This is a genomic window from Clostridium sp. OM02-18AC, from assembly GCF_003481825.1.
GTDB lineage: Bacteria > Bacillota > Clostridia > Lachnospirales > Lachnospiraceae > Brotaphodocola.
Genome location: NZ_QULW01000011.1, coordinates 30,184 through 53,541 on the forward strand (window position 1 = coordinate 30,184; position 23,358 = coordinate 53,541).

At 51.3% G+C, this 23,358-nt stretch carries 16 protein-coding genes; 8 read left to right on the top strand and 8 right to left on the bottom strand.

Annotated elements, in window-relative coordinates:
• The first annotated feature begins 124 nt into the window (after positions 1–124).
• A complete protein-coding gene (locus DXB18_RS09080) occupies positions 125–1,957 on the top strand; it encodes an NAD(P)-binding protein (protein WP_118544251.1) in 1,833 nt (610 codons plus the stop codon).
• Complete coding sequence (locus DXB18_RS09085; protein WP_118707345.1) at positions 1,951–3,693, top strand: [FeFe] hydrogenase, group A; 1,743 nt, start codon at positions 1,951–1,953, stop codon at positions 3,691–3,693. Before DXB18_RS09080 ends, DXB18_RS09085 begins: the two co-directional genes overlap by 7 nt.
• Positions 3,694–3,891: 198 nt before the next feature.
• On the opposite strand, the gene DXB18_RS09090 is transcribed toward DXB18_RS09085, so the two are convergent.
• The gene (locus tag DXB18_RS09090; RefSeq protein WP_182430526.1) at positions 3,892–6,276 is read right to left on the bottom strand and encodes a phosphoketolase family protein; all 2,385 of its coding nucleotides are present in this window, start codon (positions 6,274–6,276) and stop codon (positions 3,892–3,894) included.
• Between the two features lie 276 nt (positions 6,277–6,552).
• On the opposite strand from DXB18_RS09090, the gene DXB18_RS09095 reads away from it, so the two are divergent.
• Positions 6,553–7,452, top strand: a complete 900-nt coding sequence (locus DXB18_RS09095) for a LysR family transcriptional regulator (RefSeq protein WP_118543195.1) — start codon at positions 6,553–6,555, stop codon at positions 7,450–7,452.
• Between the two features lie 47 nt (positions 7,453–7,499).
• Here the strand turns inward: DXB18_RS09095 and clpB are convergent, their stop codons facing one another.
• Together clpB and DXB18_RS09105 are read right to left on the bottom strand one after the other, a co-directional pair.
• Positions 7,500–10,091 (bottom strand): ATP-dependent chaperone ClpB, encoded by a 2,592-nt coding sequence (gene clpB / locus DXB18_RS09100; protein WP_118543194.1) that lies wholly within the window; start codon positions 10,089–10,091, stop codon positions 7,500–7,502.
• A 225-nt stretch (positions 10,092–10,316) separates the two neighbouring features.
• On the bottom strand, positions 10,317–10,838 hold the full coding sequence (locus tag DXB18_RS09105) for a phosphatase PAP2 family protein (RefSeq protein ID WP_118707347.1): 522 nt from the start codon (positions 10,836–10,838) through the stop codon (positions 10,317–10,319).
• A gap of 347 nt (positions 10,839–11,185) precedes the next feature.
• Here DXB18_RS09105 and bioB point away from each other — a divergent pair, with 347 nt between their 5' ends.
• The 4 genes from bioB (at position 11,186) to DXB18_RS09125 (ending at position 14,977) form a co-directional block, all read left to right on the top strand.
• Positions 11,186–12,157 carry a biotin synthase BioB gene (gene bioB / locus DXB18_RS09110; RefSeq protein ID WP_118543192.1) on the top strand — a complete coding sequence of 324 codons (972 nt, stop codon included), beginning with the start codon at positions 11,186–11,188 and terminating at the stop codon, positions 12,155–12,157.
• 22 nt (positions 12,158–12,179) lie between these two features.
• Positions 12,180–12,740, top strand: coding sequence for a biotin transporter BioY (locus DXB18_RS09115; protein ID WP_118707349.1), 561 nt, complete (start codon positions 12,180–12,182; stop codon positions 12,738–12,740).
• Between the two features lie 93 nt (positions 12,741–12,833).
• Positions 12,834–13,781 carry an alpha/beta hydrolase gene (locus DXB18_RS09120; protein ID WP_118707351.1) on the top strand — a complete coding sequence of 316 codons (948 nt, stop codon included), beginning with the start codon at positions 12,834–12,836 and terminating at the stop codon, positions 13,779–13,781.
• A 62-nt stretch (positions 13,782–13,843) separates the two neighbouring features.
• Positions 13,844–14,977: a diguanylate cyclase gene (locus tag DXB18_RS09125; protein WP_347560876.1), complete on the top strand. Its 1,134-nt coding sequence runs from the start codon at positions 13,844–13,846 to the stop codon at positions 14,975–14,977.
• Between the two features lie 3 nt (positions 14,978–14,980).
• Here DXB18_RS09125 and bsh read toward each other — a convergent pair whose 3' ends face one another.
• Positions 14,981–15,970: a choloylglycine hydrolase gene (gene bsh, locus DXB18_RS09130; RefSeq protein ID WP_118707353.1), complete on the bottom strand. Its 990-nt coding sequence runs from the start codon at positions 15,968–15,970 to the stop codon at positions 14,981–14,983.
• Positions 15,971–16,132: 162 nt separating this feature from the next.
• Here bsh and hcp point away from each other — a divergent pair, with 162 nt between their 5' ends.
• Entirely contained in the window at positions 16,133–17,767 is a 1,635-nt protein-coding gene (hcp, locus tag DXB18_RS09135) for a hydroxylamine reductase (RefSeq protein WP_118707355.1), read from the top strand.
• Positions 17,768–17,824: 57 nt separating this feature from the next.
• Here the strand turns inward: hcp and DXB18_RS09140 are convergent, their stop codons facing one another.
• From DXB18_RS09140 to DXB18_RS09155, 4 genes are all read right to left on the bottom strand, one after another.
• Positions 17,825–18,763, bottom strand: coding sequence for a mechanosensitive ion channel domain-containing protein (locus DXB18_RS09140; protein ID WP_243031976.1), 939 nt, complete (start codon positions 18,761–18,763; stop codon positions 17,825–17,827).
• Between the two features lie 8 nt (positions 18,764–18,771).
• Positions 18,772–20,283 carry an AAA family ATPase gene (locus tag DXB18_RS09145; RefSeq protein WP_118707357.1) on the bottom strand — a complete coding sequence of 504 codons (1,512 nt, stop codon included), beginning with the start codon at positions 20,281–20,283 and terminating at the stop codon, positions 18,772–18,774.
• Positions 20,284–20,395: 112 nt separating this feature from the next.
• The gene (locus DXB18_RS09150; RefSeq protein WP_118707359.1) at positions 20,396–21,766 is read right to left on the bottom strand and encodes a VWA-like domain-containing protein; all 1,371 of its coding nucleotides are present in this window, start codon (positions 21,764–21,766) and stop codon (positions 20,396–20,398) included.
• A 107-nt stretch (positions 21,767–21,873) separates the two neighbouring features.
• A complete protein-coding gene (locus tag DXB18_RS09155; protein WP_182430527.1) occupies positions 21,874–23,205 on the bottom strand; it encodes a leucine-rich repeat protein in 1,332 nt (443 codons plus the stop codon).
• Positions 23,206–23,358: the final 153 nt, after the last annotated feature.

Here is a 23,358-nt window from a genome sequence, read left to right on the forward strand (position 1 = left end):
CTTGCCTTTTTCTCTGGCACTCTGTATACTTAGAGGCAGTTGTATTTGAGAAACATCATCATTTTGTACAATAACGTGGCAATCAAGCGCATGGCCACCTAACAAAAAGGGAGGAACACCTACTATGAGTCGTTTGGAAATCACCAGTCCCAACCAGGCTCAGCTCATGATCGAGGAGCTGTACAAAGACCTGGAACGCCGAATCGAATCCAGTCCGCCAGGTCTCTGCCCGGTTGACATGACCAGAGCCTTTGTGGAAATGTGCCACACCCACACCTGCGGCAAATGTGTCCCATGCCGTGTCGGCCTGTGGCAGTTAAAGAACCTGCTCACCGATGTTATGAACGGGGAAGCCACCATGGAAACCTTAAAGCTCATGGAGGAACTGTCCCAGAGCATTATGAACGGTGCTGACTGTGCCATTGGCTACGAAGCTGCCCATACGGTATACCGAAGCTTAAAAGAATGCCGTGAGGACTATGAGGAACACGTTCATCAGGGTCGCTGTACCTGCAACTACACGCAGCCGGTTCCGTGCGTTTCCCTTTGCCCGGCACATGTGGATATCCCAGGCTATGTTTCCCTGGTACGCGAAGGCCGCTACGCCGATGCCATCCGTCTGATCCGCAAGGACAATCCATTTCCGACCACCTGCGGCTTCATCTGTGAGCATCCATGTGAGGCCCGCTGCCGCAGAAACATCATTGACGATGCCGTCAACATCCGCGGATTGAAACGCTTTGCAGCAGATTATGCCGGCAAAGTTCCTCCGCCAGCCTGTGCTGCTTCCACCGGCAAAAAGATCGCCATCATCGGCGGCGGCCCGGGCGGCTTAAGCGCAGCTTATTATCTGCAGCTCATGGGACATCAGACCACCGTTTTTGAAATGCTCCCGAAACTGGGCGGCATGCTCCGCTACGGCATCCCGAACTACCGTCTGCCAAAGGAGCGTCTCGATGACGATATCAACGCCATTCTGGAGACTGGTGTGAAAGTCGAGTACGGAAAACGGATCGGTACTGACATTACAATTCAGGAACTGCGCAAGGAATACGATGCCGTGCTCATCACCATCGGCGCAAGCACAGATAAAAAGCTTGGCATTGAAGGAGAATCTGCAGAAGGTGTCATCTCCGCAGTCCGCTTCCTGCGTGATGTCGGAAAGAACTTAAATCCAGATCTGAGCGGACAGGAGGTTGCTGTCATTGGCGGCGGCAACGTTTCCATGGATGCAGTCCGAACAGCAAAACGTCTCGGCGCAAAGAAGGTTTCTATCCTCTACCGGCGCCGTGTAGCTGATATGACTGCACTTCCAGGCGAGATTGAAGGCGCTGTTGCCGAGGGCATTGAAGTAAAAACCCTGATGGCTCCGGCCCGGATCGATGTCGATGAAAACAACCATGTGCGCGGTGTCTATGTCACCCCGCAGATGATCAGCAAGATCAAAGGCGGCAGAGCCAGTGTGCATGCGACCGGCGAGCCGGATATCTTTGTTCCGTGCCAGACCCTGATCGTGGCGATCGGACAGGATATCGAATTCCAGCACTTCGAGGAAGCCGGTCTTCCGGTCAACCGCGGCAAGATCCAGACCGAGCGCTACGGCGGTTTCGACAATATGCCTGGCGTATTTGCAGGCGGTGACTGCGCGTCCGGTCCGGCATCCGTCATCAAAGCCATTGCCGCTGCCAAGGTCGTTGCGGCAAATATCGACGAATACCTTGGTTTCCGTCACACGATCAGCTGCGATGTTGTACTTCCGGAGCCTGATCTGCGTGACCGCATTCCATGCGGCCGTGTCAATATGACCGAGCGCGAGGCCTGTGAGCGCGTCTGCGATTTCGAAGGCGTGGAAAACTGCATGACCGAAGCAGAAGCAAGACAGGAAGCAAGCCGCTGCCTCGGCTGCGATCACTTCGGCTATGGAATCTTCAAAGGAGGTCGTGAAAACAGATGGTAAATTTAAAGATCGATCATAACGAAATCTCGGTTCCGGAGGGAACCACCATTATGGAAGCGGCTGCCCTTGCAGGAATCGACATTCCAAAGCTCTGCTATTTAAAAGATATCAACGAGATTGCGGCTTGCCGCGTATGTCTCGTGGAGGTTGTCGGAAAAGAGAAGCTGGTAACCTCCTGCAACAATAAAGTGCAGGAGGGACTGGAGATCCTGACAAACAGTCCGAGGGTCCGTGTGGCAAGAAAACAGAATGTACAGCTCATTCTCTCCCAGCACGACTTTAAGTGCGCAACCTGTGTCCGCAGCGGCAACTGTACCCTGCAGACGCTTTCAAACGACTTAAACATCATCGACCTTCCGTTTAAAGAGCGTGTAGAACATGCTCCATGGGATAAGAATTTCCCGCTCATCCGCGACACGGAAAAGTGCATCAAGTGCATGCGCTGCATCCAGGTCTGCGATAAAGTGCAGGGACTGGGTATCTGGGATGTGACCAGTACCGGTTCCAGAACCACCGTCAATGTCAAAGGCAACCGCAAGATCACCGATGCAGACTGTGCCCTCTGCGGCCAGTGCATCACCCACTGTCCGGTGGGCGCCCTGCGCGAGCGCGATGACACCGAAAAAGTATGGGATGCCATTGCAGATGAAAAGAAAACCGTTGTAGTCCAGATTGCTCCCGCGGTCCGCACTGCATGGGGCGAAGCCATGGGAATGAAACGCGAAGACGCTACCGTCGGCAAGATTTTAGATGCCTGGAAGCGCATGGGCGCGGACTACGTATTCGACACGTCCTTCTCCGCCGACTTAACGATCATGGAAGAAGCAACCGAATTTCTGGAGCGGTTCCAGAGCGGTTCCTTAAACAACCGGCCGATGTTCACCTCCTGCTGTCCGGGTTGGCTGCGTTTTGTAAAAACCCAGTTCCCGGAGATGGTTTCGCAGCTTTCGACCGCGAAATCCCCGCAGCAGATGTTTGGTGCTGTCATGAAGACCTACTTCGCCCAGTCCATCGGCGTGGACCCGGAAAATATTGTGACCGTATCCGTTATGCCCTGCATTGCAAAAAAAGCAGAGGCAGACATGGATTTCTACTATAAAGAATACGCAGGGAAAGACGTGGACATTGTGCTGACCACACGAGAGTTCACACGCATGCTCCGCGAAACCCACATCCGGCCGGAAGTGCTGACTGACCGAAAGCCAGACAGCCTCATGCAGGAGTGGACCGGTGCCGGCGTCATCTTCGGCGCAACCGGCGGTGTCATGGAGGCGGCACTTCGAACCGCTTACCATGCCCTGTCCGGCAAAAATCCGGACCCAGATTTCTTTGATGACATCCGTACCGTCAATGAGGACTATGCACTCACAGAAGCAAACCTCGACTTTAACGGAACCACGGTCCGCACCGCCATTGTCAGTGGCCTCGGCAACACAAGAAAACTCCTCGAGGCGATCCGGCGCGGCGATGTATCTTATGACTTCGTAGAAGTCATGGCCTGCCCCGGCGGCTGTGTCGGCGGCGGCGGACAGCCGATCTGTGACGGCAAAGAACTTGCAGGTGTGCGCGGTGAAAACCTGCACTTCCTCGACAAGAACAGTAAGATCCGGTTCTCCCATGAGAATCAGGACGTGGCAAAGCTGTACCAGGATTTCCTTGAACATCCTCTTTCCCACAAGTCCCACATGATCTTACACACGGACCACAATGCATGGTCCATGCACGATCCGGAGTAATGACGGTTCGTGCGATGTAATTCATTTCCTCATTATCCTTCTAAACATGGTGTGCCGCCCTGCGGTATACCCACAACTGCCAGATCAGCGGAGGTGCCACCGGCGCCTCCGCTGATTTTTTTAGACAAAGAAACACCGCCCATTTTGCGGACGGCGTTTCTTCTATATATAATACTTCTGTTTCACTATCATCTGTACTTATTTTTCTACCGGTACATGCCACTCCCAGTTGCGGATCTCTTCGAGGTCCTGGCCGTACTCGGCAATGTACTGCTTGTGCTCTACCAGTTTGTCGTTCATCTTCTGAATCAGGAAAGAACCACGATTGCCAAGCTGCGGCAGATGCATCACGGCATCTTTCACCAGGCTGAAGCGGTCAAGCTGGTTCTGGACACGCATGTCGAACGGTGTCGTGATGGTACCTTCCTCCTGGTAACCATGAACAGACATATTGTGGTTGTTGCGCTCGTAGGTCAGCTCATGAATCAGGGTCGGATAACCGTGGAATGCGAAGATAACCGGCTTATCCGGAGTAAAGATTGCATCGTACTCTGCATCGCTTAAGCCGTGCGGATGTTTATGGTCGGACTCCATCTTGAACAGGTCAACCACATTTACAACGCGGATCTTCAGCTCAGGAAGCTCATCTCTCAGAATGGTAACGGCAGCCATGGTCTCCAGGGTCGGAGTATCGCCGCAGCATGCCATAACAACATCCGGCTCCTCGCCGCAGTCATTGCTTGCCCACTCCCAGATACCGATACCCTGGGTGCAGTGCTTTACAGCCTGCTCCATGGATAGCCACTGGCAGCTCGGATGCTTGGATGCAACGATCGCATTCACATAGTTCTTACTCTTGATGCAGTGATCGAAGCAGGACAGCAGGCAGTTGGTATCCGGCGGGAGATACATGCGGACAACGTCTGCTTTCTTGTTAGCGATATGGTCTAAAAATCCCGGATCCTGATGGGTAAATCCGTTGTGGTCCTGCTGCCATACGTTGGAAGTCAGGATGAAGTTTAAGGATGCGATCGGGCGTCTCCAGGACAGCTGGTTGCAGACTTTCAGCCACTTTGCGTGCTGCGCAGCCATGGAATCCACGATACGGATAAATGCTTCATAGCTTGCGAAGAAGCCATGACGACCAGTCAGCAGGTAACCTTCCAGCCAGCCCTCGCACATATGCTCACTCAGCATACCATCCATGATACGGCCATTTCTCGCCAGCTTATCATCGGTCGGAAGCAGTTCGCCGTTCCAGTCGCGGTTCTGCTCCTCAAATACTTTGTAAAGACGGTTGGACATGCTCTCATCCGGTCCAAAGATACGGAAGTTCTTGCTGTCCTCATTGAGCTTAAAGATATCACGGATATAGCCGCCAAGTTCAATCATATCCTGAGCCTTGGTCTTGCCCGGCTCAACTGGAATGCCATACTCGCGAAAATCCGGGAGACGCAAATCTTTCAGCAGCAGTCCGCCATTTGCATGCGGGTTTGCGCCAAGACGGGCATTGCCCTTCGGAGCCAGCTCAGCCAGTTCCGGGATCAGGCGTCCGTTTTCATCAAACAGCTCTTCTGCGTGGTAGCTCTTTAACCACTCCTCTAACAGCTGTAAATGCTCCGGCTTCTCCATGCTGATCGGCACCTGATGGGCACGGAAGGAGCCCTCGATCTGCTGTCCGTCTACTACCTTCGGACCAGTCCAGCCCTTCGGAGTGCGCAGGATGATCATCGGCCACTTCGGACGCTCCGGGTCCTGCTCCTCTCTTGCATGCTTCTGAATAGCCTTGATCTCCTCGATCACAGCGTCCATGGTCTCTGCCATCTTCTTGTGCATGGTCATCGGGTCATCGCCCTCAACAAAGTACGGCTTCCAGCCGCAGCCCTCGAAGAAGGACTTAATCTCGTCATGCGGGATACGGGAGAAAATGGTCGGGTTGCTGATCTTGTAACCATTTAAGTGCAGGATTGGAAGAACTGCACCATCGGTGACCGGGTTTAAGAATTTATTGGACTGCCAGGAAGTCGCAAGCGGTCCGGTCTCTGCCTCGCCATCACCTACAACTACCGTTGCGATCAGGTCCGGGTTATCGAACACGGCGCCAAATGCATGCGCAATGGAGTACCCCAGCTCGCCGCCCTCGTTGATGGAACCAGGTGTTTCCGGAGCGCAGTGGCTCGGAACACCACACGGGAAGGAGAACTGCTTGAACATCTTCTTCATGCCTTCCTCATCCTGGCTGATATTCGGATATACCTCGCTGTAGCTTCCATCCAGATAGGTGTTGGCGATCAGGAAGTTTCCGCCATGTCCCGGACCGGAAAGAAGGATCATATCCAGATCATAGCGCTTGATGGCACGGTTGCAGTGCACATACACAAAGTTCTGGCCAGGAACGGTTCCCCAGTGTCCTACGATTTTCTTTTTGATCTGATCCATGCTCAGCGGTTTCTTTAAAAGCGGATTATCTAACAGATATAACTGACCGGCAGACAGATAGTTTGCCGCACGCCAGTAGGCGTTCATCTTTTCCAGCATTTCCTCACACAGAGGCTGCTTTTCCAGACAGGTGTTGTTCTCCATGATCTTACCTCTTTCTTTGCTTACGTCGTTTTGCTGCTGTCTGCGCAACATGGGAAACGTTGCGTTTCTTGCTCAAAAATTTTGGTTTGTTATTTTTCTAACGTTTACGCATTGTATTTTCGCACATACAATCCAATCTGTAAAATGCAATTTCTGCATTATATTCATATCAATTTGATATGGATATGCCGCAAACCGTGGATTTTCCTTGATTTCTGTACTATAATGGAGACAACCTTTTGAGAAAAACAGACTGATAAACTTGGAGAATATACCATGACATCTAATTTCGAATACTATAAAATCTTTTACTATGTCGCAAAATACGGCAACTTAACCCGCGCCGCCGCTGCTTTAAACACCAGCCAGCCTGCCGTAACCCGCGTCATCCACAAGCTGGAAGCAGACCTTGGCTGCCGTCTCTTTATCCGCAGCAAATCCGGAATGGAACTGACCGCCGAGGGAAGCCGCTTCTTTGAATACGTCTCCGCCGGATGCCTGCAGTTTTTCCGCGCAGAAAGCCACTTAAGTGATCTTCTGCAGCTGGAGAATGGAAGCATCTCCATCAGCGCCACGGAAACCGCCCTGCACTCCTGGCTTTTTGAAGCCATGGAAAATTTCCATGAGGAATATCCCGGTGTCCACTTCCAGATCTTAAATCACAGCACCCAGGATTCCATCCAGGCTGTGCGGGACGGCAAGGTGGATTTTGCCGTGGTTTCTTCTCTCCCGCTCCATATTTCTGAACCTCTGCGCATGAAAAAGCTGCACACCTACCGCGACATTCTCATCAGTGGAAAACGCTTCTCGGAACTGAAAGGTCATCCGGTCTCCCTGCGCGAGCTGGCCTCTTACCCCTGGATCAGCCTGACCTCAGAATCTATCAGCCGTACTTTTTTAAACACTTACTTTGCGCAGTACGGACTCTCCTTCTCGCCCGACATGGAGCTGGCCACCACCGACCTGATCCTGCCCGCCGTGCGCCACAACTTAGGGATCGGGTTCATCCCGGAAGCCTTCGCCCACAGCGAACTCGCCGCCGGAAACATCTTCCAGATCCAGGTGCAGGAGCAGTTTCCGGAACGAAACATCCTGCTAATCTCCGACTCCGAATATCCGCAGAGCGTGGCATCCAAGGCTTTCCAGAAATTCGCGAAAGAAATAAGCCCCGTGTGAACTGCCATTCGGCAGTTCACACGGGGCTGTTAAGCCTGATAATATTGTTATTCTACATATGCGATCAGCTTCTCGCCCTTCTCATCAGTATCGATCACGATGGTCTGACCTTCGCTGATGTTGCCTTCCAGAATGATCCTTGCTGCCAGCGTCTCTACATTCTTCTGCAGATAACGTCTCAGCGGACGTGCGCCGTATGCCGGGTCGTAACCATGGTCGGTTACAAAGCTCTTGGCATTATCGGTCAGTTCTACCTTCAGTTCGCGGTCTTCCAGACGGCGGTTGACATCGGCTACCATCAGATCCACGATGTGGCTGATGTTATCCTTTGTTAACGGCTTGAAGAGGATCGTCTCATCCAGACGGTTCAAGAACTCCGGACGGAAGTGGGCACGCAGATCCTGCATGACCATAGCCTCAGCCTCCGGCTTGATATTGCCGTTTTCATCGATGCCATCCAGCAGATACTGGGAACCGATGTTGGAGGTCATGATCAGAATGGTGTTCTTGAAGTCCACGGTCTTGCCAGTGGAATCGGTGATACGACCATCGTCCAATACCTGAAGCAGGACATTGAATACATCCGGATGTGCCTTCTCCACCTCATCGAAGAGGACTACGGAGTACGGTTTTCTGCGGACTGCCTCAGTCAGCTGGCCACCCTCATCGTAACCAACGTATCCCGGAGGTGCTCCGATCAGGCGGGCTACAGAATGTTTCTCCATGTACTCACTCATATCGATACGGACCATATTGTTCTCATCGTCGAACAGTGCCTCAGCCAGGGCTTTCGCAAGCTCGGTCTTGCCGACACCGGTCGGTCCAAGGAACAGGAAGGAACCAATCGGTTTGGTCGGATCCTTGATCCCGGCTTTGGAACGAAGGATGGCTTCGGTTACCTTTTCCACGCCTTCATCCTGGCCTACGACCCGTTTGTGCAGCACGGTATCCAGATGCAGGATCTTGCTGCGCTCGCTCTCGTTTAATTTATTTACCGGAATGCCGGTCCAGCGGGAGATGATCCGCGCAATCTCATCCTCGGTGACACTCTCATGCACCAGACTCAGATCCTGATTCTTGACCTTCTCCTCCTCGGCTTCCAGTTCTTTCTGCAGCTGCGGCAGCTTGCCGTACTGCAATTCTGCTGCTTTATTTAAATCATACTGCTGCTGGGCAGTCGCGATATCGCGGTTTACCTGCTCGATCTCCTCACGCAATGCAGACAGATGGGAAACGGAATTCTTCTCATTTTCCCACTGAGCCTTCTTGCTGGCGAATTCGTCGTGCAGCTCTGCCAGATTCTTCTGCAGATCAGCCAGACGCTCCTGGCTCAAATGATCTGTCTCTTTCTTTAATGCAGTCTCCTCAATCTCCATCTGCATGATCTTTCTGGAAAGTTCATCCAGTTCAGTCGGCATGGAGTCAAGCTCGGTCTTGATCAGGGCACAGGCCTCATCGACCAGGTCGATCGCCTTATCCGGCAGGAAGCGGTCGGTGATGTAACGGTCAGAAAGCACAGCTGCTGCCACCAGGGCAGAGTCCGTGATCTTGACACCGTGGAACACTTCGTAACGCTCCTTGATACCACGCAGAATGGAAATGGTATCTTCTACGGTCGGCTGGTCTACCAGCACCGGCTGGAAACGACGTTCCAGGGCCGCATCTTTCTCAATGTATTTCCGATATTCATCCAGTGTGGTCGCACCGATACAGTGCAGCTCGCCTCTGGCCAGCATCGGCTTTAAGAGGTTGCCCGCATCCATGGAACCTTCGGTTTTTCCGGCTCCCACAATGGTATGCAGCTCATCGATGAACAGAATGATCTGTCCTTCGCTCTTTTTGACTTCTTCCAGGACCGCTTTTAAACGCTCCTCGAACTCACCACGGTACTTCGCACCTGCGACCAGTGCGCCCATATCCAGCGCGAACAACTTGCGGTTCTTTAAGCCTTCCGGCACATCGCCGCGGACAATACGCTGGGCCAGTCCCTCGACAACCGCCGTCTTACCAACACCAGGTTCACCGATCAGGACCGGGTTGTTCTTGGTCTTTCGGGAAAGGATCTGGATCACGTTACGGATCTCGCTGTCACGGCCGATGACCGGGTCCAGCTTCTGGTCCTTCGCACGCTCTACCAGGTCGTAGCCATATTTTTCGAGGGTGTCATAAGTTGCTTCCGGATTGTCGCTGACAACTCTCTGGTTGCCGCGCACCGTAGACAGTGCCTGCAAAAAGGTGTCGCGGGTAATGCCATACTGACGGAACAGCTCCTTCATGGTGCGGTCCGCATACTTTAACATGGACAGGAAAATATGCTCTACAGAGACATACTCATCGCCCATGGCTTTGGATTCGTCCTCCGCATTGATGAGGACTTTATTTAAATCATTGCTGATGTAAACCTGGCTGGAACCGCTTACCTTCGGCAGTCCTGCCAGCTTCTGCTGTGCTTCATTGGTAATCAGCTCTTTGCTGATGCCCATCTTGGTTAACAATTTTAAAATAAGGCTGTCATCCAGTGTGAGCAGGCTGTAGAACAGATGCTCCTGTTCGATCTGCTGGTTGCCATATTCGTAAGCAAGCTTTTCACAGTTCTGGACGGCTTCCATTGATTTCTGGGTAAATTTGTTTATATTCATAAATCACACCTCCATTCCTTTTAGTGCAACGTCATCTTTTATCTCATCTGTTATACTACTTCTATAACATTGACTGTACTATAGCACATGTTGTTAGCACTGTCAATAGGTGAGTGCTAATTTTTTGTGAAGAATTTGTGTTTCTCACAATGCCATCTTCTGCAACTGCAAAAAGAGCTGGTTTTTCATCTGGAGGAATCCAAAAAAGTGCTTTCCAGTTAATTTTTACCGGGATGACTTAGCAGGAATTTTCTTTATCATCCAGTTTCCTGCGTACCCGCAAATGCATCCCACAAGAACGCCTGCGAGCACATCCGTCGGATAATGCACATACAGATACAATCTGGAAAATGCGATCAGTACAGCCAGCACCAGTGCACCTTTCCAGATTTTTTTCTCCCCGGCAAAAAAGAGTGCCGACACGGCAGCGAAGGCTGCCGCCGTATGACCGGACGGAAAAGAATAATCTGCCGGTTTTGAGACAAGAAGCTGAATCGACGGATTTGCTGTAAATGGGCGTGCCCTGCCTACCAACGGCTTCAAAATACCATTGCATAAAACCATATCCAGTACCAGAGCCGCAAGCACCACCATACCGTACTTTCTTGTTTTGGGGATCAACAATAAAATACAGGTAAGGACAATCCAGATGATTCCCGCATTTCCTATGCCTGTGATCAGACACATCAGCGAATCCCCAAGCGGTGTCCGAAAAGTCTGGATCCAGTCTAATATTCTTAATTCCATAATATTGATTCACCCTTCCTTTGATTTCCGGCAGCAGCCCCAAACCTGTCCTGCCCGGAAAATCATTTTATCATTTCTATAGGATATCGAATCGTACCTATCATATCGTATCTCGATTTTACCAACCTATTTTTAACAAAACAACGGTATTTTCTAAACAAATTCGAAACTCTGAAAATTTCATCGCAATACATGGACTCCCTTGTCCACATGCTCTGGCTGTCTTCTATTTCCTTGCATCTAATTGTTAACTAATTTTCAATTATAGGTTGACAATCATATCTCCCCGTGCTATTTTATTTCTCAAAGCCAATTTTTATTTACCATATCAAAGGAGATCCGATCTTATGAGCACAACGCCTGATATTTCCACCGATCCACAGCTTTCCCGCGAGGAAGCGCTTGCCATCTTAAACACTCCGGATGGAGAACTTCCGGAACTCATCGCCCGTGCAGAGGTCCTGCGCAGAAAGTATAAAGGAAACCATGTAAGCATCCATATCCTGACCAATGCCCGCAGCGGAAACTGTTCCCAGGACTGCGCTTACTGTGCCCAGTCCTGCCGCTCCAAAGCTGAGATTGATAAATACAAATGGGTAGACGATGAGAAATTATATAAAGACAATGACTTTGTCAACGAGAACCATCTGTCCCGCCACTGTATCGGCTTAAGCGGAATGAAATTCACCGACGCGGAAATCGAAGATCTGGCGAAACGGATCCGTAAAATGAAAGAAACCGGTACGCATCTGTGCTGTTCCATTGGTTTTCTGACCGAGCATCAGGCAAAAATTTTAAAAGAAGCCGGACTCGACCGCATCAACCACAATTTAAACAGCAGCCGTTCCTATTATCCCAACATCTGCTCCACCCATACCTTTGAGCAGCGCGTGGCCAACATCAAAATGCTTCAGGAACTGGGATTTGAGATCTGCAGCGGCGGAATCATCGGCATGGGCGAGTCCAAAGAAGATGTTGTCGACATGCTTCTGGAACTCCGCGAGATCCAGCCGGAAGCACTCCCGATCAATTTCCTGCTTCCGATCCCGGGTACGCCGTTAGAGCACGCCGATATTTCTGGGCTCACAACGGAATACTGTCTGAAGGTGCTCTGCCTTGCCAGACTTCTGGTCCCGAAATCTGATATCCGCTGTGCTGCCGGACGGGAAGTTTATTTTAAGGGAAAAGAAAAAGACCTGCTCCGCGTGGTGGATTCCATTTTTGCCTCCGGTTACCTGACCGCGGGCGGGCAGGGAATCCAGGATACCATCCGGGCCATTGAGGAAGCCGGTTTCACTTACGAAATCGAATCCGCTTAACAAAAAACGAAAGGAGTTCACTATGACAAACCAGACTACCGCCGGATCTTTCCGGAGAAGCAACACTTATGCCATGACTATGATAGCGCTTATGACCGCTGTCACCTGTATTCTCGCACCGCTGTCCATCCCGATCGGGCCGGTGCCGATCTCTCTTACTAATTTCGCCATCTATCTGTCTCTTTACCTGTTGGACTGGAAAAAAGGGACAATCAGTTATTTCATTTATTTACTGCTCGGCTTTGCCGGACTTCCTGTCTTTTCCGGTTTTACCGGTGGCGTTGCCAAGCTCGCCGGACCAACCGGCGGTTACATAGTAGGCTTTATCCCGATGGCAATCATTGCCGGATTTGTGATTGACCACTGCAAAAAGCGCTGGGTTCAGCTGGTCGGCATGATCGTCGGCACCCTGGTCTGCTATGCACTCGGAACCGTATGGTTCTGCTTCCAGGCCAACTACACGGTATCGGCTGCCCTTGCAGTCTGCGTTATCCCATTTATCCCGGCTGACCTCATCAAGATGGTGCTTGCCATGAGTATCGGTCCGGAAATCCGCAAAAGACTGGGTTCTGTGGTTCAATAATAGCAACAACTGTAGTATAATGGATGTCATGAGTGTCTCCATGAGACAACGAATCGTAAAAACACAAAACCTTAAACAAGCGAGGAAAAAAACATGACATCCATCCGAGGTCTCCTGATCAGTCATATGATCTGGAAAAATATGAATCATAATGCGCCACATAAAAAGCATTCTGCCGCAAGACACCGCTGGCAGGATGCTATTTTCAATAAAGACCGCTTGCCAGAAGCCTACACCTGGTCTGCAGAGACCACACCAGGCGGCACTGCCTTTCAACGTGTCATCCGTACAGACACCGGACGTACCGGACGTGTACTCCTATATTTTCATGGAGGTGCCTACCGGGACGGCCTGGTGCCATCCTACCGCAATTTTTCCACCGGCTTTTTTCAAGCAGCCAATGGCTGCGAGACCATTTACCTGGATTACCGGTGCGCTCCGGACTACCAATACCCCACACAATTAAATGAAGCCCTGGATCTTTGGGATAATCTTACCAAACGGCAGGGTTATGCGCCGGACCAGATCATACTGGGCGGTGACTCCGCAGGCGCCAATCTGGCCCTGGCTCTGCTCTTAAAGCTGCGGGATCTAAACAAAACCATGCCGAGAGCCGCATTCTGCATCTCCGCCTGGACCGACATGACCTGCAACACCCAGAGCTTCCGTGACAATTACGGAAGGGATGTCATGTTCGGCAACAAGGGAAAAACTCTGACCGAAGAGCGCCTGCAGGCACTCATGCAGGGAAAGATTTTTTCATTTCTGGGAAATGCAGACCGGACAGATCCGTATGTTTCACCGATCTTCGGGGATTATCACGGCTTTCCACCCATGTTTTTCTCTGTTGGCACCCATGAAATGCTGTATGACGAGACTTTACAGGTCGTAGAGAAGCTGAAAGCATGTCAGGTTCCGGTCACCTGTGAGATCCAGCCGGGAATGTTCCATATTTATGTCGTATTTGCCCGCCTGGTTCCGGAGGGAAAGATTTCTTACCACCGGCTTCTGGATTTTATCCGGGAAAGCTTCGCCCGTTAACAGCGTTTTAAATATTATGGAAACAATAGCCGCATTATAGCATATTTTTCGGAGGAGTTCTTATGAAACAAACATCATCAGCATCTTCAGACAGCATTGTCATGACACGTTCCCAGTTTGTCTCGGAACAGATAAAGAAACTGCAGAATTTTTTCACTGCCCTGCAAAGCATACTGATCGTGATCCTGATCGGACTTGTCAGCACCATGATGGTCCAGATCGGACAGATCCAGGGCACAGCCCGGGTCATCAACTATGCCGGACTGGTGCGCGGTGCGACCCAGCGTCTGGTCAAGCTCGAAATTACCGATGCCCCGAACAATAATCTGATCCAATATCTGGACAATATTCTGACTGGTCTGAAATACGGCACCGGCGAATACGAGCTGGTGCGCATCCCGGACGATACCTACCAGCAGAAGCTGGATGAACAGGTTGCCTACTGGGAAAAGCTAAAACAGGAGATTCTTCTGGTCCGCGAAAACGGATATCTGAAAACCGATGTGGTTGGCATGAGTGAGACCTACTTCGCCCTTGCCGACCAGACCGTAACCGCCGCTGAGGATTATTCCGAAATGCTGGCACGCCATATCCGGTCGATCGAATACATCTCCGCAGCCGATATGATCCTGCTTCTTATGCTGATTCTCCGCCAGTATATCACCGCAAGAAAAATCGCAAAAGCAAACAAAATCCTCCAGCAAAAGGCGTATCTTGACGTTCACACCGGCCTTCCTAACAAGAGCCGCTGCGAGGAGCTTTTGCAGGATTCCAGCTTTATCTCGGCAGAGGAACCCATCGGCTGCCTGGTTTTTGACCTGAATAACTTAAAAACCGTCAACGACTCCCTGGGGCACTCTGCCGGAGATGCGCTGATCTCCAATTTCGCACGGATCCTTAGAAACACCATCCCATCCATGGATTTTGTGGGACGCTACGGCGGCGATGAATTTATGGCTGTGATCTACAACACCGATGAACCCCAGATCATGTCCCATCTGAAGGCATTAAAGGAAACGGTTGACCGCTTCAACCAGTATGGAAAGCACACGCCAATCAGCTATGCATGCGGCTGGGCAGTATCCACCGAGTACAAAGAATGCACGCTGCGGACGCTGTTCGACAAGGCAGATCACTACATGTATCTGAATAAGCAGAAAAGTAAGATGGGGCGGGAATATAGCTCGGGGAAATAATTGTTATTTTCTCCGGTTCTGCCAGCAGATCTGCTCACCCTGCACAAGCGGATACCGTGCGAGTTCTGCCCCGTCCAGATTCTCCGCATGCATGTCCACGCCTGTAATCTGGTGATTTTCGTAGGTGGTGTAGTAGTAGATTCCCTTGTCTGCATTGCAACAGGAAGTATAAATCGTAATCTCATACTTTTCGCCGCCTACATCACAACAGCCTCTCTGCTGCTCTACGGAGTGCAGGATATGGAAGAACTGGCTCACGCTTGCGCTTTCAGAGTCTTTCGATAAAGAATTTGCACGGACATAAGCAGCCCGTATAAAGCGGGATGCAGAAGATAGATCGCCCGGCAGCCCCAATGCACCCATACCGCGACTGTAGGCCGTAAGGTCAAGTCCCGGTGCGAAGGTGTTTTCCGGCTGCCTCGGAGACAGACCGCGGTAATCATTTAAGCGGAACATCTGCTGCGGAAACGGCGGGTTATTTGTGAGGACTCCGGCCGGATTATCATAAATATGAAGTCCGTCTGCCACGGCTTCCACTACGATGGTTTCTTCCCGGTCCGCGATCATCCAGTGGAGCTGGGAAACCGGATATTTTTCATTGAATGGCGTATTCGTGATCTGGATTTTTGCAAGCAGCGCACGCACCTCTTTCACAGTTGCGCACTGTCCCAACAGCCACAGCGGCAGTTCAAACTGCGCAACATTTTCTTTTGTTCCATCGGTTACGGGTTCTCCGTACACAGCGTTTCCCACAAAGTTCAGACCGGCCATGCCGAGCCCTTTTTCATTTACCGCATCGTAATAAAGCGGATAGTTATCCGCAATATGTGCCATGCCGATCATGGCATAATGATGCTCCATCTCACCAAGGAAACGGAATTGGAACGGATAATTCCGGGGTGTGACTGTAACCTCCTCCCCGTACGGAAATTCGTAATCCAGATTCCGTCCAAAATAAAAGTCTTTTGTTTTATAGACTGCTGCTGTACACATCGCGGTTCCTCCTTCTTTATCATTCCATATATTTCCAGCATTTTAACACCATTATAATGCAATTTTGTTGTTTTAACAACATTCAAATGCAGCCATATCTATTATACTCTAACCATGTTGTTACGTTACTGATATTATTTGTATTGTAAGGAGGAAATATTTATGAGTCAGAATATGTTTTGCTATCAGTGCCAGGAAACTGCAGGCTGTACCGGATGCACCAATTCCGGTGTCTGCGGAAAAACTCCGGAGGTCGCTGCCATGCAGGACCTTTTAGTATATGTTACCCGCGGGATTTCCGCTGTCACCACGCATCTGCGCAGCCTGGGAACCGAAATCAGCGCTGAGATCAACCATCTCATCACTGTGAATCTCTTCACCACCATCACCAACGCGAACTTTGACAAAGAGATGATCGTTGCCCGCATCCGCGAAACGCTGGATACCAAGGAAAATCTCTTAAAGCAATGCCCGGATACCTCCGTGCTTCCGGCTGCCGCACTCTGGAACGGCGAGGAACATACCTTTGCAGTCAAAGCGGCCCTGGTAGGGGTTCTCTCTACCAAGGATGAGGATATCCGCAGCCTGCGCGAGATGATCACTTATGGTTTAAAAGGACTTTCCGCCTACAGCAAGCACGCGAATGCCCTGTTAAAGGAGAATGCAGAGCTGGATGCTTTCCTGCAGCGCGCCCTGGCCGCTACGCTGGATGATTCCCTGACTGTCTCGGATTATGTAAACTTAACCCTGGAGACCGGAAAATACGGTGTGGAGGGTATGGCTCTGTTGGATGCAGCCAATACCGGCGCTTACGGTCACCCGGAAATGACCCGTGTGAACATTGGTGTTGGCAAGCACCCGGGCATTCTGGTTTCCGGCCACGACCTGCGCGACCTTGAGATGCTGCTGATCCAGACACAGGGAACCGGTGTAGATGTATACACCCATTCCGAGATGCTTCCGGCCCACTACTATCCGGCTTTCAAGAAGTATCCGAACTTCGTCGGCAACTACGGAAATGCATGGTGGAAACAGAAAGAAGAGTTTGAGAGCTTCAACGGACCGATCCTTATGACGACCAACTGCATCGTGCCGCCGAAGGACAGCTATAAAGACCGCCTCTACACCACCGGTGCAGCCGGATATCCGGGCTGTAAGCACATCGGCGGTGAGATTGGCGAAGAAAAAGATTTCTCTGAAATCATCGAACAGGCAAAACGCTGCGCCGCTCCGACGGAAATTGAGCAGGGTGAGATCCTGGGCGGCTTTGCCCACAACCAGGTGCTGGCCCTGGCTGACCAGATCGTAGACGCAGTAAAAACCGGTGCGATCCGGAAGTTCGTAGTTATGGCTGGCTGTGACGGACGGGCCAAATCCAGAAACTACTACACCGATTTTGCAAAGGCACTGCCGCACGATGCCGTGATCTTAACCGCAGGCTGCGCAAAGTACAAATATAATAAGCTGGACCTGGGCGATATCAACGGGATTCCGCGTGTGCTGGATGCCGGACAGTGCAATGACTCCTACTCCCTGGCTGTCATCGCACTGAAATTAAAGGAAGTTTTCGGTCTGGACGACATCAACGACCTGCCGATCGTCTACAACATCGCATGGTACGAGCAGAAAGCGGTCATTGTCCTGCTGGCGCTTTTATACCTCGGTGTGAAGAATATCCACTTAGGACCGACCCTTCCGGCCTTCTTATCCCCAAATGTTGCGAAGGTTCTGGTGGAAAACTTCGGCATCGCGGGCATTGGAACAGTTGAAGAGGATCTGAAATTATTTTTCGAGTAATGGAGTTTCTGCAAAAATGCACCGCAAGCCAAAAGCCTGCGGTGCATTTTCAATGTCTCACTGATGTTTGATATTCACATCCATCTGGTTGAACGGGATCTCAATGCCGTTCGCATCGAACACTTCCTTAATGCTTTCCAGCACATCCCAGCGGACCTGCCAGTAATTTTCCGTTTTGGTCCAGCCGCGGCAGCCGAGCATAACCGCGCTGTCGGCCAGCTCATCCACAAAAACGGTGATGCCGTCCTCTGCCAGTACCAGCGGATGCTTCTCGTACACCTGACGGATCAGCTCTTTTGCCTTTTTGATATCGGCACCGTAACCAATTCCTATCACCAGGTCTACCCGGCGCTTTTCCTGGGAAGTAACATTTACAACCGTGCTGTTGGAAATCTGACCATTGGGGATCGTAATCTTTTTGTTATCGACCGTAATGATGGTGGTGTAAGCCAGGCCGATACTCTGTACCGTTCCCTCGTATCCGCCGCTCACAATGTAGTCATGCACGCCAAACGGACGCAGCAGCAGCAGCAGGATTCCGCCTGCCACATTCGCCAGGCTGCCCTGCAGGGAAAGGCCAACGGCCAGTCCGGCAGAACCCAAAAGCGCGATGATGGAAGCCGACGGGATACCGATCTTATCGGCCGCGATAAAGATCGCCAGCGCGTAAATGCAGGCATCTGCCACAGAGATCAGGAAACGGCTGATACTCGGATCCAGATTCATGCGTGTAAAGGTCTTATATAAGAACTTGCGCACGGCATGCACGATCCGGTTTCCGATCACCAGAATGAGAATGGCGATCACCAGACGGTAACCAAAGCTCATAAGTCCCGGAAGCCAGCTCTTTACGGTTTCTAAAATTACATTGGGTTTTAAATTCTGCAGATCCTCATGCACCTCTTCTGCCACTGCCTTGGTTTCCTCCAAAACAGTAGAAAGGTCTGCATCCGTTTCTGCTGCCGTGAGCAGCATCAGCTTTGTCAAAAACATCATTGTGGTTCTTACCCTCTCTTATTTAGTAGTGCTTCGATCTCCTGCTCCTCCTGGGAGAACAGCAGATTCCGGTTGTACTGGTAATAGCGCTCGCATTCATAATCCTGCAGGAAATGAACGCTGTATGCCCCGGTATTGAGTTCTGTCACAAACAGCACCAGCTCCTGGCTGTTTGCAAAAGCCGCTTCCATAAAGTCAAACGCATGCTCCAGCGCTGCGCCCGCCTCATCGAACAGTTCCTCATAACGGTCACTGTCCACGCCAAAACGCTCACGCAAAAGCGCAAAGCCCTCGTCCCAGTCGGTGATGCCGCTCTTTAAGAGTGCCATGGAATCCTCTTCCAGTTTGGCACTCACCGCACGGCAGGTGCGAAGCTGTGCGCGGGAGAGCAGGGCATTTTCCAGCCGGTTGGTCCAGTCTGCGCGGAATTGACCGGCAAGTGCTGCCAGGGCATTTGCCAGCACACCATCCCGGTTTGCTGTCTGGGCACTCTGCAGCTTTTTCATCTGTTCCATACGCAGATTCATCATCTCTTCCATATAAATAAGATTTCGGAACTTTTCATTCAGCCCCGACAGAAGCAGGCTCACCACGCTGATGCGCTCATCAAAGGATGCCCGCTGCAGCTTGTCCACCGCAGCCTCGGAAATATGACCCGCAAGCACCTGCTCCACCTGGTAATCATCCTGGTATTTGTAGTACAGCTCCAGATAATTTGCAAAGTCCTTCGCAATCTTTGGAAACTGCAGATATTCTCCCACCAGTTCCCGGTCCATCTTGCGGCCCTGCTTTTCGTAGATCCAGATCAGCTCGGACAGATCTTCCCAGCCACGCGGCGTCACAAAGCGCTTGCCGTCCACCGTTGTCTCGATCTGACAGAAATTCTGCGGCCGCACACTCAGATAGGAAAGGATCGCCGGATGCACCCCGGCTGTCTTTGCGTATTCTTTCCAGACGTTCAGATCCGGTTCCACATCGATGCGGCGGATCCGGTCCATGGTGACAATATCGAACTCGCGCACTGACTTGTTGTATTCCGGCGGGTTTCCTGCTGCCACAATGATCCAGCCCTCCGGAATCTTATGGTTTCCAAACGACTTGCCCTGCAGAAACTGCAGCATAGTCGGTGCCAATGTTTCCGACACACAGTTGATTTCATCGATAAACAGAATGCCCTCCGGCATTCCACTCCGTTCCATGCGCTCGTAGACCGATGCCACGATCTCACTCATCGTATACTCGGTAACGGCATACTCCTTTCCGCCGTACTGTTTATGCTCGATAAAGGGCAGTCCCACCGCACTCTGCCGGGTATGATGGGTGATGGTGTAAGCCACCAGACCGATCTGACATTCCTGCGCCACCTGCTCCATAATCTGGGTCTTGCCGATTCCCGGCGGTCCAATCAGAAGCATCGGACGCTGGCGGATGGAGGGAATCTCGTAAGCCCCAAACTCATCCTTTGCCAGATACGCGGCCACAGTGTCTTTGATTTCCTGTTTTGCCCGCTTAATGTTCATGATTCCTGTTCTTCCTTTCCAATGTAATTCTATCGTAACTGTTCCGTACCTTCACAGTTACGTTCCGTCCGTCATGTTCGCTGCCTGTGACATCGTTCTCCAGCAGCTGCTCCTAAAGCGGACCGACCTTCGCTGCCTTACTGCCAGAAGATTGTCCGCCGCTGTTCTCCAGCAGCTGCTCCGGCTCCAGGATCAGTTTCATGGTCCAGGCCGGGACAGAAATATCGGTATACTGATCCTTCAAAAAGACGAAGGCGGTATCATACACCGGCCGCTTTACCGGGTAGATCCCCTCTCCGTCTGTAAAATACAGCAGTCCCTTCAGGCGGTGAAAAGCCCCCTGACGGATCAGCCCATTCACATACTCGAATGCCGGACGGAAATCTGTGCCGCCCTGCCCGATGATGGTAAAATCCCGCATGTAGGCTTCCATCTCTTCCTGATTCGTAATGAGACGGTCCTGCTGCACCTGTTCATCGCACTGGATGATGTGGATGTTGGTCTTCTTAAAATAACTGTCCGACTGACAAAGCACGTCGTAGGTTTCCTCCAGAAAACACCGCACCAGATCCCCGGAACAGGACATGGAGGTGTCGATCACCACAACAAAATCCTCGATCCGGCTGACTTCTTTGGATTCCAGCGGCTCGATGAGCGGCATATTGCCATACAGCGAAAGCCCATAGGTATAAAAGATCGCATCAAAGGAATCCGGATCGACCTGCATCTCCTCCCGCAGCACCGAAAAGCGCTGCAGAAAGTGACGGTAATCATACCGTTCCCGGTTCTCCACCTGGATCTGCTCCAGTATGCTTTTATTTTCCTCATCCTGCTGGTTTCCCATGGTTTCCATCTCGGTCTGCACCTTTTCCCGGTTATTGCTCCACTGCGTCTGGCGCACCATGGGAGTCTTCGGGGAATCCTCCGGGAGATCCCAGAAACTGTGGTCATCCACCAGAAACTCCGCCGCCAGACGCTCCAGCCTCCTCGGCTCCAGCTGCTCTTCCTTCAGCACACGATACACACCCTCTGCATTCAGCACAGTAAGCTTCGCATGCAGCCGTCCGTACCAGTCCCGGCGAAACGGCGTCGGTGCCACACGAATGCATTTTACATACATGTCGTCCAGCATGGATTCCACCGCAATATCGCAGGCCAGGTTCCAAAGTTCCGGTTCCCGTTTGCCGCGCGTGTCCATATGGCAGAACAGGCAGTGCAGCACCATGTGCAGATATGCCCGGTTCACATGCACGCGCCCCCTCTGGTACAGATCGCAGACGTAATCCGGATGATAGTAGATCACAAATCCATCTGTCCCCACACCACGGCAGCACGGATCTGCCTCAAAGCCAAGCGAACTTAACGAAAGGTCCAGATACCGCATATTCAGGTACAGTTCATTCCTGGCATTCCGGAAGATCCGGGTACAAAGTTCCACCATATTCAGTTCTTCCAGCTGTCTGTGCCTGGTTGGATCGATCATGTTCCGTAATTCTCGTTACCAGACACACAACCATGTGCGTCCGACAGCGATTTCCCCTTTCTTATCTATAAACTGCCCATCGACAAAAAACACTGCGAGGGCGGTTTTCAAAATTCGAATCGGCGTTTCCGCTTTGATGACTGCGTTTTCACTGAATGTTCCATGTCACCAGTTAAATCCTGTATTGTTTCGGCATCCTGTAGTGCACCTGCAGACTGCATCGAATCTGCAGCCCGAAGCTGATGCCGCCGTTCCATCAGCCAGCTCACCATTTCCGTATCGCCGGATTCCTGAGCTATCTGAATAAATGTGGAAAGCTGGGCAGAGAAATTCTGAAGCGGCTGATTTTGTTCCGTATTCCGGAGTTGTTCTGCCGCAAGTTCTGGCTGCCGGGTTTCGCATTGATCTTTCCTTGGCATAAGCACCTCTTCTACCAGCCACGGCAGTTTTCCTGGTTCCAGGTTGCTCACGTGGTTCTTCTTCATGTTATCTGCCTGAATCAAAAGCCGTCCGGCCATCTCCCAGTGCTCCCGGATATAAGTCTGGTACTGTTCCCGGAATTTCTCCGATAATTCTTTGGGATAGAGCAGCCTTCCCAATGCCAGCTCTGTGACCAGTTCTTCTTTTTCCTGCACCTGCACATGTGGAAAAAGCTCATCGTAGCCCCGGTACTGGAACACCCGCCCGGCAAAACAGTACCGGTAACGGTGCCCACAGCCATGCGTCTCGATGCAGACAATGCGGGCTGGTGTATTCTCAACCGAATCCTCGAAATACTCCGGAAAGATCAGTCTTGCCTCGTATTCTTCCGGCAGTTTCTCCGAAGACAGATCCAAGTTTTGCTGTTCTCTTTCCCGCTGCTTTGTTTCTTCCGGTTTTAAGATTTCCTGCCCTGCTTCCTTTCGCCCCGCCTGCCGCAGCGGCTGAATCATTGCTGTACACGGGTAGGAATTTTCTGAACTGAAAATTCCGTACGATACAGTTGTGGCTGCGGATTTTGCCGATTTGGAATGCGAAGCATCGGCAAAATCCCGTTGCTGCACACGCATGCGTGTGCAGTAACAATGGATCTGCACCCGCAAAGTCTGCCGGAGTTCTGTCAACATCTCCTTTAAGCAGGAACGCTCACCCGGAAACTCCGTAATATCCAGATACTCTACTGCAGGTACACCCGCAAACAGTCCGGCGCCAAGATCCAGCACCCGGCTGTAGCAATAAATTCTTTTTAGTTGTTCACACTCATAAAATCCGTACGCACCGATCTTTCTGACATACGGTGGAAGATGAATCTCCTCCACAGAACTGTGCGCCAGCACATAGGAGCCAAGCTCTGTCACCGGACAATCCTCAAAACGCTCCGGTACATAGATCACCGCCTCTGGGTCTTCGATCTGATCTATACGGATTTCATCGTTGCTTCTGGTATAAATAAACTTCATCGTAATGCCTCTATATTCTAACTTATTGCTGAAAAACAACAAACAAATCCTGCTGTTTGCGCAACGCATGAACGGTAATAACTGTGTTACACTTTGCAGTCACACGGTTCTCTAATATATTAGAAAACTTTGGGGCAAAAGTAAAGCCTTGTT